Source organism: Pseudoalteromonas sp. Xi13, assembly GCF_003952205.1.
GTDB lineage: Bacteria > Pseudomonadota > Gammaproteobacteria > Enterobacterales > Alteromonadaceae > Pseudoalteromonas > Pseudoalteromonas atlantica.
The window spans coordinates 639,284-651,532 of sequence record NZ_CP034439.1; the positions used below are offsets into that span (position 1 = coordinate 639,284).

Below are 12,249 nucleotides of genomic sequence, written 5' to 3' on the forward strand. Positions count from 1 at the left end.
TTACTGCGGCTTTTTTGCGGATATGACTTTTTAAACTATGTCTTTTTAGGGCCAATAATCCGTTTTATTACCGGTGCCTTTGTAGGCTTAGGTTCTTTATTTAATACCATAACCGGGCGTGTCACAAACAGGTTGTTAGGGTAAACAACTCGGTGCCCATCCACATGCTCAAGTAGCACGTTCATTAAACCTAATTCGACAATGCGCCCTTCTATATGGTTTGCGCCATCAACAATACGCACCCAATTTCCCACATGAAAACCATTTTGAATAAACATGAGTAAAAAAGCGGTAAGGTTACTAAGCAGCGACCAAGCGGCAAACAAAGCGACCCCGAGCATGGCAAATAATGATGAGCCCAAAACTAATAGCCCGCGCAGCTCTATACCCCAAAATATAAGCACTAAGCACAGCACTACAAACGCGAGTATTATTTTTAATAACAGCTCAGCTCTAAATTTACGATGAACATCTACTTTTCCTTTTATGGCTTTTTCGAGCAACTTTTTAGTGACTTTTAATAAGAGAGGAAAAAGTAAAATGGCCATAAGGGTAACAATCAATTTATATTGCGTACCCATTAGCTCTAAAAGCGCAAACAATTCCAAAGTGTGATCCCGTACTGTTTTTAGGAAAATTTAAAGCGCTAGTGTAACGCTTTCGTTTATTGCTCGCTATTTAAAAGGTGTTTTTAACACTTACGAGCCACTGCACCGAATCAACATCGTCGTAGCTATCAAGCGGGGCGGCAATATCAAGGTGGATCATGGTGCCAGAGTTTGCTCTGCTAGGTGCTAAACGCAAACCCACCCCAACATTTTTTAAAACATGGTCGTTCTCGCCGTTGTCTTCATCGTTAAACCAAGCGCGGCCAACATCAACAAAGCCCGCTGCACCGACTTTAAATAGCTGCAGTAAATCGTACTCCCAGTAATAGCGTTTTTCTAGGCTGACTAAAAAGCTTCGGTCGCCATGCTGGTAATCCATAGGATAGCCACGAAGGCCCGTTTCGCCGCCAAGTGTTAGCTGCTTATCGGCGGTTAGGTTTTTAGCATACTGGGCACGGGCTTTAACAAACCAAGATTGGTTTTCGCTGGTATTTAAGTAGTACTGCACTTCGCTGGTGGCTAAAAAGTTTTCTAGTTGTTTTTGCTCTTTATTCCAATAACCATCTACTTGAGCACTAAAACGCCACAGCGTTCTGTCGGTAGTAAAGTGCGCTTTTTTAGCTTTTAATGAATACACGGCTCTGCTGTCATCATTACTTAGTGATTCATCTGAGTAGCCTAATAGGGCTTTAATATTCCACCCTAAATTTAAATCTTCGGTGCGCGAAATACTGTCAAAATTACGCACTTTTATATAACTGTCTTCAAACCAATGACCACTCACATAGGGGTAACTTAGCTGTCTGTTTTTGGCCAAGGGAGCAAAAGTTGTTTCTATTTCTGCAAAGCTGTCTTCTTGGTTTACATAGCCAAGCGTTAAGCGCTGTGTCCAGCTATCAGATAATGCTTTAGAGTGGCCTAAAAAAGCGCTAAAAAAATCGGTTGTTTGATCAAACTCGCTGTATTCATCACCACGGCGATACAACGACTCTTCTCGCTGTTCAGAAAAGCTTTTAATACCATAGCTATAAGGTGTATCTATGGCGTAAAACGGATAGGTTAGCTCTAATAAGTGGCGCTTACCGTCACTGTTGTCGGCATACTCTAAGCGCCCGCGATACCGGCTAGATAATATATTAGGATCGTCATAAACAAATAAATAACCATTACGATCGCTGTCGGTGGTGCGTGAAAACGATAAACGCTTGCCCCAACCCAGTAAATTGGACTCGCGAAAGCCAATGCTCGATTTATTTTCGCCACCGCTGCGGCTAAAGCTTATTTCAGGTAGTAAGGTCCATAAATCGCGAGTTACCACCGTTACATCTACGTTGCCGTCGCAGTTTTCAACCGCGCTTATTTGCGCATCATATAAATAGTTTTGTTGGCGTAATAAACGCTCTGACTCAGCGAGTTTTCTGGCATTGTAATTATCGCCTTGTTTAAATAACAGAATATTACTAATAACGTCTGGCTCGGTTTGAATATGCGCGCGGTTGGCAAAACGAAAAAGCGCGTTATTTTCCTCCTCCAACTCGGTATTAAAAACGTTAAGTTGTTTAAGGGTAATTGAAGTTATTTGGGCGTCGCTGCGACTATTAATCAGTGTGGTTTTATCTTCAACCTCACGGCGTAAATTATTGCTTTTGTCTGAGTGAGTTTGCACAGCGGAGCAGGCGTTAGTTTTATTGGGCGGTTGTTGTGCAAAGGCCTTAGGCGCACTAAAGCTTACAAGGGCTAAGCTTATACAACAGTGTGCAATCCATTTTCTATTCACCATTCAACCTCTTCAATACTACTGCAAATATGAGTCGTAATATCAGCTTACATCATTGTTATTACAATGTAAGTAAAAGGTATGGATTTTAAAACTAATTAATTGTTACCGTTATGCACCTTTGTTAATTAGTGCATATGCGAGGCGTTTTAGCCTAAGTAAAAAGCAAGGGCTGCTAATAAATGCTCGGCTTCTTGGCCTTCGCCATTAATCCAAATACTTTCGCTGTAATGTTCAAAATTTAAATTAAAGGTTTGTTGTTGATAGCTAAAGCGCAATTGATGACGGTCAGCACCCCCCGCGTAGTCAATAATTGTTATTTCATCGGCGTGTAAAAACAGTGTGCTCCACAGCTCAAAGTCTTCATCGTGTGGGGCTTCTACCGGGCTTATAACAATGCATTTATGGGCGTGATTGTATTCAATTTGGGTCATAGTTTACTTAATTGCTAGCAAGGTAATTACGAATGGCCGTTAAAAATTCGCCGCCATATTTATTGAGTTTGGTAAAGCCAACGCCCGACACCTTTAAAAATTCGCTGTCGTTGGTAGGCATTAATTGCGCCATTTCGGCTAAGGTTTTATCGTTAAATACAACGTACGGCGGTACATCGTCGGCATCAGCGAGTTCTTTACGCAGAGCCCGTAAGCGGGCAAATAGTTTTTTGTCGTAGTTAAACTGCGCCAGTTTATCTTGGTATACGTGTTTAGCTTGTAAGCGCGGCTCGGCAAGCTGTAGAGCGTATTCACTTTTAAGCACTGCGCGTGCTGCTTCGGTTAAGCGCAGCGAGGCACCTTGGGTAATATCTTGGCTTAACAAGCCTTGGTGTATAAGTTGGCGTAATATACTGAGCCAAAATTCACTGCTTTTGTCTTTGCCTATGCCATAGGTGCTGAGTTCGTGGTGGTTGTTGTCGCGTATGCGGCTGGTATTAGCACCACGTAATAGTTCTACAATATAGCCTAAGCCAAAACGCTGCCCAGCTCGATACACACACGAAAGCGCTTGTTGCGCTACTAATGTGCCATCAAAGCTTTTTGGTGGGTTAATGCAAATATCGCAGTTGCCACATTGCTCGCGTTTATACTCGCTAAAGTAGTTTAATAGTATTTGGCGACGGCATGTTTGCGCCTCGGCAAAACTGGCCATGGCATTAAAACGCTGCTCTTCTACGCGGCGGCGTTGTTCATCGTCTATGTCTTCAAAAAAGCGCCTAACGCGGCCTATATCGGCGGGATCAAAATACATAATGGCTTCTGCGGCTAAACCATCACGCCCAGCGCGGCCAGTTTCTTGATAGTAGGCTTCAATACTTTTTGGAATATCGTAATGCAGAACAAAACGCACATTTGGTTTATTTATGCCCATACCAAAGGCAACGGTCGCAACGACTATTTGAATATCATCGCGGGCAAATCCGGTTTGCACAAATTGGCGTTGCTCGTTGCTCATGCCGGCATGGTACGCGGCGGCATTTAAACCTGCATCAGCGAGTTTTTCGGCAATGTCATCAACGCGTTTACGGCTAGTGCAGTAAATAATGCCACTTTGATTTTTTTGCTCTTTTAAATAGCGCAGTAGTTGCGCCATTGGCTTGAACTTTTCTTCGATGGTGTAACGAATATTCGGTCTGTCGAAGCTGCCGGTATGTATATAGGGCTGTTGTAATTTTAATTGCTCAACTATATCAAAGCGGGTCGCTTTATCGGCCGTGGCGGTCAGTGCCATCATAGGTACATGGGGAAAGCGCTGCTTAAGCTCATTTAATCTAAAGTAATGAGGTCTAAAGTCATGCCCCCAATGCGATACACAATGTGCTTCGTCAATTGCAAATAAGCTGATATTTAAGTGGCTGAGTCGCTCAGTAAATTCATGCTGAAGCACTTTTTCAGGGGCAACATACAGTAATTTTATTAGCCCTTGGTGCAATTGTTGGTACACTAATTGTTGCTCTTCGCGAGCCAGGCTATTATTAATGTAAGCGGCTTTAACACCTAATGCTTGCAGTTGCGTTACTTGGTCTTGCATGAGCGAGATAAGCGGTGAAATTACCACAGTAACCCCTTCGAGCACTAACGCTGGTACTTGGTAACACACTGATTTACCGCCGCCTGTAGGCAGTAGTACCAAAGAGTCTTGGCCATTAATGGCCGCGTCGATCACCGCTTTTTGGCCATCACGAAACTCGCTGTAGCCAAACACTTGTTTAAGAACCGTGTCGGGCTTGCGGACCAATGTGCTAGGTGTAGGGGTTAGAGTATTCATCGGCGGCTATTTTAGTGGTTTTTTTATAGGATGTCTTTAGCTTAGAGGTAAATGATTTAATTAGTGCCTCGTGGTTTTGCTTCAGGTATGCTTAACTCATCGTACCAGCGTTAATTTAAACATAGAGAATAATAATGAATAAAGAAATGTTAATTGAACAAGTTGGCGCACTGTTTGTAAATGGCATGCCATTTAATCAGTTTTTAAATATCTCGGTAGAGTCGCTCAGCCCTGAGCAAGCTAAAATTACCTTTCCCTGGCAGGATGTATTTATAGGCAATCCTGCGCAAAAAATTCTTCACGGCGGTATTATATCGGCGGTGCTCGATAATGTGGGCGGCATGCTTGCAGCAGCCAGTGTTATTGATAAATTAACCGAGCTCGATATCCCTAGCGTACAGCAAAAGCTGGCTACCTTAGGCACCATTGACTTGCGCACAGATTATTTGCGCCCTGGCAAAGGGGAGACATTTACAGCCAGTGCTACTTTGATCCGCTCTGGTAATAAAGTGTGTGTATGTAGAATGGAGCTACACAATGAAAAGGCAATCCAAATCGCCTTTGGTACAGGTACGTATTTAGTAGGTTAAAGCTGCTAATTACGTACGGCTAAAATAAAAATCTTAGCCTTTCGCTGAGCTTTAGTTACCGCAAAATAAATCACTTAATAGCACAAATTGGTATAAACTGTCGGCCTTTTAGTATGAATAAGTAGTATGTATGTCGATTGCAAACGAGCAGCGTAAAGGCGGTATTTTTGCCTGTTTAGCTTTTTTAATGTGGGGCTTAGCGCCTATTTATTTCAAACAAATACAGCATGTTTCTGCTTTTGAAATTTTAACTCACCGTGTTGTCTGGTCTGTGGTTTTTTTAGTGCTTGTGGTCAGTGTGCTTAAATACTGGGATAAGGTTAAGCGCATAGTTGCCCAGCCAAAAATTATTTTAATGTTAGTACTTACTTCTTCTATATTGGGCTTTAATTGGGGGTTGTTTATTTGGGCGGTTAATAATAACCAAATGCTCGATGCCAGTTTAGGGTATTACATAAACCCATTACTTAATGTGCTGTTGGGCATGCTATTTTTAGGCGAGCGGCTGCGAAAGTTACAAGGGTTTGCAGTGTTTTTAGCCTTTGCGGGCGTAGTATTGCAATTGGTAAGTTTTGGCTCGTTTCCGGTGGTGGCGTTTTCGCTTGCCACGTCTTTTGCTATTTATGGCTTACTGCGTAAAAAGTTACCAGTTGAAGCGCTGCCAGGCATTTTACTCGAAGCCCTAATTTTACTTCCGGTTGCATTAATTTACTGGTGGGTAATGGCACCAACACCTACTTCCGACTTAGCCCTAAACGATTGGCATACCAATGCGCTGTTAATTAGTGCCGGTATTATTACTACGTTGCCGCTGCTTTGCTTTACCGGAGCGGCCAAGCGTTTGCAGTACACAACATTGGGCTTTTTTCAGTACATAGGGCCAAGTTTAATGTTTATGCTTGCTGTGGTGTTTTACGATGAAGTATTTGATGCAGAGCGGGTGATTACGTTTGCCTGTATTTGGAGTGCGCTGGCTATATTTACCTGGGACTCTTATCATCAATCGCGTAAGCGTAAAAAAGCGGCTGTTACCGCCGCCGAAGTTTAATACCTATGCGCAATAATAGTTTAAGCAAGTTGCTATAAAGCAGCGTTAAGGTTTAGCTTATTACTTTATTACGGCCGGTTTCTTTTGCATCATACAGCTTTAAATCGGCCTGTTTAAGTAATTCATCTATTTGGTAAATAGGGCCGCTTGCAAAACCAATAGAAATTGTAAATTTAATTTTTTCTTGGCTAAACTCTTGGCTATTAAGCTCTATAAATTGCCTAAACCCTTCAAGGCGTTTTAGCGCTTGCGCTGTGGTTGCATCAGTAAAGTAAACGGCAAATTCTTCACCGCCTAAGCGAGCGACTAGCTGCTTTTCGAAGTACTTTTTAAAACACACCGCCAACCCTTTAAGAACCTCATCGCCTGAATCGTGACCGTATGTATCGTTAATCGATTTAAAATGGTCTATATCAAGCATGGCGAGTGCGCCATCTTGATTCGATTTTTTTAAATACTTGAGTGATTTGCTCGACTCTTCAAAAAAGTAGCGACGATTAGGCAGGTTAGTTAAGTAGTCAGTATTTGCTTGGCGTTTAATTGTTGCTATTTGCTCAAGCATGTCGACGTTTTGACTTAGTCGGCAGTAAAACTCTTCGCTGTTAAAGGGTTTATGGAGGTAGTCGTTGGCACCATTTTTTAAAAATAGGCTCGATAATGCTGACGAGTCAGCACCCGAAATACCGATAATGGCTTTTTCATCATTACTGTAAAGCCGGCGAATTTCGGCGCATAGCTCATCACCATTCATGTTTGGCATTTCGTTATCGGTAATAATAACAGACACATCTTTTTGGCTTTCAAGTACTTCTAGCGCGTCTTTGCCGTCCTTTGCTTCGAGTATTTGATACTTATGGCGCTTTAGTAAACTGCAAATGTATCTACGGGTAGAGGTTGAGTCGTCGACGATCAGTACTTTTACGTTCTCGTTACGTGGTAAACGGCTTAGTTGTTTTTCTAGGTATTGGTAAGCTTGTTTGTTTTCTTTGATTATGTAATCAATTATTGGGTATTTTTCTACCGTGTCGCGAGTTTGTTTATCTATATTGCCTGTCATTACTATGGTGGGAATGTCGGCATTAATAGTATACGGAACCGCCTCACCCGCAGGAGCATCGGGAAGAATAAAATCAACAACAGCGCAAAAGTAGCTATTGTGTTTTATTAGCTCTTTTGTTGCCGCTAAAGACTCGGCTATATCTACTTCGTAACCTGCTTTAAGCGCGATATGCTTTTGCACACGCGCTATAGTAGGCGTATCTTCAACTATGAGTATTTTTCGCGTCACGTAACAACCTTGTTTGATATTTTGCAAAAGTATTTGCTTATACAAGTTGTAACTGTTAAAACGCAAAAAAGCAAATATCTTAGGGGCTTATACGCTATCTGATTCGCTATAATCGTCTTGGCTTATTGGTACCGGCCCTGACATTTTTGAACGGCCAAAAAGTGTATGAAACTTGGTTTTACAGGTTGTTAGTTTTAAATATTTAACCCAGGCTTTTTCGATTGGGTTTGTAGGTTCTTTACTGCCACAAACTACGTCAACAAATTGCTCTTGTAGCGTATTTTGGGGTGCTAAAGTTTTATTATAAAGCCCTTTTAGTACAACGCCGTGTTGCTCTAATATGCTGGCTTCTAATAAGGTGAAGTTTCCGCTGCGGCTAAACCCGCGAGGAAAGTTTTGATCATCATAAAATTGACGTTGGCTAACAAACGCTTGGCGAAGTAGTGAAATATCGTTGCTCATAACTGTATCCTCATACCCTGTTTATTGCTGGAGTATGATGCAAGTTTGACAATTTATTAAACAAGTTATTTTTATCGTGAGGATAAAAAATTGGATATAGATTTATTAAAAACATTTGTAGAGGTTGTGCGCACGCGTCACTTTGGTAAAGCGGCTGAAAACCTGTATATCACTCAATCGGCAGTAAGCTTTCGAATTCGCCAGTTAGAGCAGGGGTTGGGTGTAAACTTGTTTATTCGCCAGCGTAACAATATTCAATTAACGGCGCCAGGAGAGCGATTGCTTCCGCACGCTAAAATGATCATCACCGGCATGCAGCGTGCCAAAGTGGATGTGGCACTTGCCGATAACATGCACAAGCAAATAAGTTTAGCGGGTACGCCTAATATATGGGATGCGTTTTTACAATTTGGCATTACTAATATTGTGTCGGCTATGCCAGGGGTATCGTTGGTCGCAGAGGTTAAAGCCCAACAAGAAAGCACGCGGTTATTATTAGAGCGTACGCTTGATTTAGCCATTTTATTTGACCCTCCTAAAGTAGACGAGCTTGTGGTAGAGCGAATTTGCGAGCTGCCAATTATTCCGGTTAGTGGCTATGACACGGCCACTAACGAGAATTTTTTTGATAATCAATATGTATATGTTGATTGGGGTACTACGTTTTCACTATGGCATGCGCGCCAATTTACCGGTAAAACGCCGCCTTATTTTAGAACCAGTACGGGACGTATTGCCCTTGATTTAATTCTTCAGTGTGGTGGCAGTGCGTTTATCCCCGAGGTACTTGTTGAGTCTCACCTAGAAAAGGGTGAGCTGTTTCATGTAAAAGACGTAGAACATACTTCGCGTGATATTTTTGTGGCCTACCACAGAGACAACGAACAAAAAGAGTTAATAGAAACCCTGATTAACTTATTACCTAAAATAAATGCTTATCAGCCTGTTGATGAACACTAAATACCGACTATGATTTTTAATGAGGTTGAATAGGTACAATTTTGTTTATTAAATATTCATGTCGTTTTGTTTTCAGAATTTAGACACTTTTATTAAAATAAAAAGACAAAAATGTTTCCTTTGTAATATATCTGTCATTTAACGGTGACAAACTGCAGCTGTTTTAAAAATTAGTCTTGTGATTATCGAGGAAATAACATGAATTTTGTAAAATCGAGCTTATGTGTTGCTCTAGTAAGTGGTTTATCTTTTAGCGCGTTTGCAGACGTTGATGTATACGGTAAAGCGAATGTTACTGTGCAATCGTCTGATGATGGCGAAGGGTCTTTCACTGAAATTAAAAGTAATGCATCTCGCTTTGGACTAAAAGGGTCTGAAAAGATTACTGATGGATTAGAAGCGGTTTATAAGTTTGAGTTTCAAGTTGATGTATCTGATGCTGACTCTAAAGGTGATAACGACGACAATATTTCTGCACGTAACCAGTACGTAGGTTTAAAAGGTGTATATGGTCAAGTTGTTGTGGGTCGTAACGATACAGCGCTTAAACAATCGCAAGGTAAGTTAGATTTATTTAATGACCTTGAAGGCGATATTAAAAATGTCTTTAAAGGTGAAAACCGCTTAGGTGATTCAATCACTTATACATCTAAAAGCTACGAAGGCTTTAAAGTACTTGCTACATTTGTTGCCGAAGATGACGTAGATGCAGATAACGGTTATTCAATGGCGGTTACCTACGGTGACTCTGCACTTAAAAAGAGTGCGGTATACGCCTCGGTTGCAGCCGATAGCGAAGTAAATGGCTACGATGTAGTGCGTGCATCAATTCAAGGTAAAGTAGAGAGCTTTAAATTAGGCGCTATGTACCAAACTCAAGAAAAAGTAGACGGTAGCGCAGAAGCAGACGGCTATTTATTAAACGCAGCCTACAGCATGGGTAAAAACACGTTTAAAGTGCAATACCAAGCAATGGACTTTGATGACAGCGACGACAAAACGGCAGTTTCTGTAGGTGTTGATCATAAGTTTAATAAAAACATTAAAGTATTTGGTTTTTACTCAAGCTTTGATATGGACAACAATGTTGACCAAGACTACGTTGGTCTAGGTATGGAATACAAGTTTTAAGCGTTGCTTAAACACTCCCTTTATTGGCCGCGCTCTAATGAGCGCGGTTTTTTTTGCTTTAAATTATTTACTTACCCGCCCATAATAGACCCTCATTTGGAATGAGGTGAAATTCCTCAACTATTCCCGTAACTGTAATTAGCACCACGCTTTAAGTCAGATACAAATGAGACATATCAATCAGCATGAGAAGTTCTAGATTGGTATACTTTTTTAACGAGCGGGTAAACTCATTTTTATTGATGCACTAGTCTTTTAGCTGTGTGTTAGTGAGTGCACGCTTTCCAAGGACTCACTTTTGCAAACTACATTAGCGCCAAATACACCCTTATTAAACGTTCAAAATGTGTCGTGGGAAGTCGATGATCACGCCATTTTAAACAATATTAATTTACACATAGCTAAGGGTAAGTTTATTGGGTTAATTGGCCCAAATGGGGCGGGTAAGTCGAGCTTACTGCGCTGTTTGTATCGCTTTAATAAACCGACCGCTGGTAACGTTACCTTTAATCAGCAGGATATTTGGCAGCTTAAAAGTGAAGACTACGCAAAATATGTTGCTGTAGTTCTACAAGAAACGCCTGCGCAATTTAACCTAACATTATTTGATGTGGTTGCCCTTGGGCTTACACCTCATAAATCATTATTTAGCGCCACCACCCACAGCGACAAACAAAAAATTACACAGGCAATAAAAACCGTAGGGCTTGATCAACAGTGTAAGCAAAATTTTGAATCGCTTTCGGGGGGCGAAAAGCAACGTGCATTGATTGCCCGCGCTATAGTGCAGCAACCGCAATTACTCATCATGGATGAGCCAACCAGCCATTTAGATGTTAAATACCAAATACAAGTGATGGAACTAGCAAAATCGCTAGGGGTTACTGTGTTTGCCTCATTTCATGATTTAAATTTAGCAGCCGCTATGTGCGATGAGCTGGTGGTTATTAATAAAGGTAAAATAACACATACAGGTTCGCCTGCGCAGGTACTTAGTGAGGACATGTTAGCGGATGTTTTTGGGGTATGTGCGCGCGTAACTAGCCACCCTCAGCGCACAGAAAATGGCCAAACTATTCCTCATATTACTTACTTTTATGGCTATTAATTAAATGGATATAACAAAAATAAACCAGTGGACAATATTTATAGCAGCCGTGTTAATTGCACTGGGTAGCCTTTTTAGCGCACTGAGTTTTGGCGCCGCAGATACGCCGTTAAGTGATGTGTTCACAGGGATTTTATCAGCAGGGGAGGGCTCGTTTAACGCGCGTATTATTTATGAGCTTAGGTTACCTCGTACCTTACTTGCCTTTATGGCGGGGGCAGGTTTGGCTATTGCAGGGCTTATTTTACAAACGGTTACCCGTAACCCGCTCGCTGATCCGTATTTATTTGGCATATCGTCAGGCGCATCGTTTGGGGTCGTACTGCTTATGGCTGTTGCGGGTATTAGTGCAGGGTTTATGTTATCGGCTGCTGCCTTATTAGGGAGCTTTTTAGCAATGGGCTTATTGATACTTATTGCTGGGCGGCAAAAAAGGTCGCAAGTAGAGTCTATGTTACTAGCGGGAGTGGCACTGTCATTTTTATTTAGCGCATTTACAAGTTTATTGCTGTATTGGAGTGACCCGCAAGCAGTGGCTGGTATTTTATTTTGGACGTTAGGCAGCTTTGCCCGCGCACAATGGGCCACGTTATGGTTGCCATGCGTGGTTATAGTGGTGTGTATTAGCTTTATGCTGAGCTTTAAAAGGCAGTTAAATGCGCTGCTTCTTGGCGATGAAAGCGCGATAACGCTTGGGGTTCGTGTGCACCGTTTTAGAATTTTAATGTTGGTATTGAGCTCGTTAATAACGGCCGTGCTGGTGGCCCTATGTGGCGGTATTGGTTTTGTAGGTTTAATGGTGCCGCACATAGTGCGCTTTTTTATATCTCAGGGCAGTACTGCTGGCTTACTAATTACCAGCTTAGTGGGCGGCACGTTTATGGTGTGGGTTGACGTGCTTTCGCGCTCATTACTTAAAAACCAAGAGCTCCCTGTAGGGGTAATTACAGCAGCTATGGGTAGCGTATTTTTCTTAAGCTTACTCTTTTTTAGAAAAACAAAGGCATAGTGC

At 41.8% G+C, this 12,249-nt stretch carries 12 protein-coding genes and 1 riboswitch; of the genes, 6 read left to right on the top strand and 6 right to left on the bottom strand.

What is annotated here, in order from left to right; translation table 11 throughout:
* Nucleotides 1–35: 35 nt before the first annotated feature.
* The 4 genes from EJ103_RS02825 to recQ form a co-directional block, all read right to left on the bottom strand.
* On the bottom strand, nucleotides 36–608 hold the full coding sequence (locus tag EJ103_RS02825) for a mechanosensitive ion channel domain-containing protein (RefSeq protein ID WP_029772372.1): 573 nt from the start codon (nucleotides 606–608) through the stop codon (nucleotides 36–38).
* Between the two features lie 70 nt (nucleotides 609–678).
* Nucleotides 679–2,388 carry a POTRA domain-containing protein gene (locus EJ103_RS02830; protein ID WP_126005942.1) on the bottom strand — a complete coding sequence of 570 codons (1,710 nt, stop codon included), beginning with the start codon at nucleotides 2,386–2,388 and terminating at the stop codon, nucleotides 679–681.
* 146 nt (nucleotides 2,389–2,534) lie between these two features.
* Nucleotides 2,535–2,819 (bottom strand): DUF3630 family protein, encoded by a 285-nt coding sequence (locus tag EJ103_RS02835; RefSeq protein ID WP_126005944.1) that lies wholly within the window; start codon nucleotides 2,817–2,819, stop codon nucleotides 2,535–2,537.
* 7 nt (nucleotides 2,820–2,826) lie between these two features.
* Nucleotides 2,827–4,650 carry a DNA helicase RecQ gene (gene recQ / locus EJ103_RS02840; RefSeq protein ID WP_004587979.1) on the bottom strand — a complete coding sequence of 608 codons (1,824 nt, stop codon included), beginning with the start codon at nucleotides 4,648–4,650 and terminating at the stop codon, nucleotides 2,827–2,829.
* Between the two features lie 134 nt (nucleotides 4,651–4,784).
* Here recQ and EJ103_RS02845 point away from each other — a divergent pair, with 134 nt between their 5' ends.
* Together EJ103_RS02845 and rarD are read left to right on the top strand one after the other, a co-directional pair.
* Complete coding sequence (locus EJ103_RS02845; protein ID WP_004587980.1) at nucleotides 4,785–5,240, top strand: thioesterase family protein; 456 nt, start codon at nucleotides 4,785–4,787, stop codon at nucleotides 5,238–5,240.
* Between the two features lie 130 nt (nucleotides 5,241–5,370).
* Nucleotides 5,371–6,288: an EamA family transporter RarD gene (gene rarD, locus EJ103_RS02850; RefSeq protein WP_126005946.1), complete on the top strand. Its 918-nt coding sequence runs from the start codon at nucleotides 5,371–5,373 to the stop codon at nucleotides 6,286–6,288.
* Between the two features lie 52 nt (nucleotides 6,289–6,340).
* On the opposite strand, the gene EJ103_RS02855 is transcribed toward rarD, so the two are convergent.
* Both EJ103_RS02855 and EJ103_RS02860 read right to left on the bottom strand, forming a co-directional pair.
* Nucleotides 6,341–7,576, bottom strand: coding sequence for a response regulator (locus tag EJ103_RS02855; protein ID WP_126005948.1), 1,236 nt, complete (start codon nucleotides 7,574–7,576; stop codon nucleotides 6,341–6,343).
* A gap of 87 nt (nucleotides 7,577–7,663) precedes the next feature.
* Nucleotides 7,664–8,038: a DUF413 domain-containing protein gene (locus tag EJ103_RS02860; protein ID WP_004587983.1), complete on the bottom strand. Its 375-nt coding sequence runs from the start codon at nucleotides 8,036–8,038 to the stop codon at nucleotides 7,664–7,666.
* Nucleotides 8,039–8,128: 90 nt separating this feature from the next.
* Between EJ103_RS02860 and EJ103_RS02865 the strand changes: the two genes are divergently transcribed.
* The 4 genes from EJ103_RS02865 (at nucleotide 8,129) to EJ103_RS02880 (ending at nucleotide 12,246) form a co-directional block, all read left to right on the top strand.
* Complete coding sequence (locus EJ103_RS02865; RefSeq protein WP_004587984.1) at nucleotides 8,129–8,998, top strand: LysR family transcriptional regulator; 870 nt, start codon at nucleotides 8,129–8,131, stop codon at nucleotides 8,996–8,998.
* Nucleotides 8,999–9,196: 198 nt separating this feature from the next.
* Nucleotides 9,197–10,129 (top strand): porin, encoded by a 933-nt coding sequence (locus tag EJ103_RS02870; protein WP_126005950.1) that lies wholly within the window; start codon nucleotides 9,197–9,199, stop codon nucleotides 10,127–10,129.
* Between the two features lie 98 nt (nucleotides 10,130–10,227).
* Nucleotides 10,228–10,293: riboswitch (cobalamin riboswitch) on the top strand.
* Nucleotides 10,294–10,427: 134 nt separating this feature from the next.
* Entirely contained in the window at nucleotides 10,428–11,237 is an 810-nt protein-coding gene (locus EJ103_RS02875) for an ABC transporter ATP-binding protein (RefSeq protein ID WP_126005952.1), read from the top strand.
* A 4-nt stretch (nucleotides 11,238–11,241) separates the two neighbouring features.
* Nucleotides 11,242–12,246 carry an iron ABC transporter permease gene (locus tag EJ103_RS02880; protein WP_126005954.1) on the top strand — a complete coding sequence of 335 codons (1,005 nt, stop codon included), beginning with the start codon at nucleotides 11,242–11,244 and terminating at the stop codon, nucleotides 12,244–12,246.
* The last annotated feature ends 3 nt before the right edge of the window (nucleotides 12,247–12,249 follow it).

Bases quoted from the DNA above. Each gene is read 5' to 3' on its own strand.
- rarD (WP_126005946.1), top strand. From the start codon at position 5,371: ATGTCGATTGCAAACGAGCAGCGTAAAGGCGGTATTTTTGCCTGTTTA.
- EJ103_RS02860 (WP_004587983.1), bottom strand. From the start codon at position 8,038: ATGAGCAACGATATTTCACTACTTCGCCAAGCGTTTGTTAGCCAACGT.
- EJ103_RS02835 (WP_126005944.1), bottom strand. From the start codon at position 2,819: ATGACCCAAATTGAATACAATCACGCCCATAAATGCATTGTTATAAGC.
- EJ103_RS02830 (WP_126005942.1), bottom strand. From the start codon at position 2,388: ATGGTGAATAGAAAATGGATTGCACACTGTTGTATAAGCTTAGCCCTT.
- recQ (WP_004587979.1), bottom strand. From the start codon at position 4,650: ATGAATACTCTAACCCCTACACCTAGCACATTGGTCCGCAAGCCCGAC.
- EJ103_RS02870 (WP_126005950.1), top strand. From the start codon at position 9,197: ATGAATTTTGTAAAATCGAGCTTATGTGTTGCTCTAGTAAGTGGTTTA.
- EJ103_RS02880 (WP_126005954.1), top strand. From the start codon at position 11,242: ATGGATATAACAAAAATAAACCAGTGGACAATATTTATAGCAGCCGTG.
- EJ103_RS02845 (WP_004587980.1), top strand. From the start codon at position 4,785: ATGAATAAAGAAATGTTAATTGAACAAGTTGGCGCACTGTTTGTAAAT.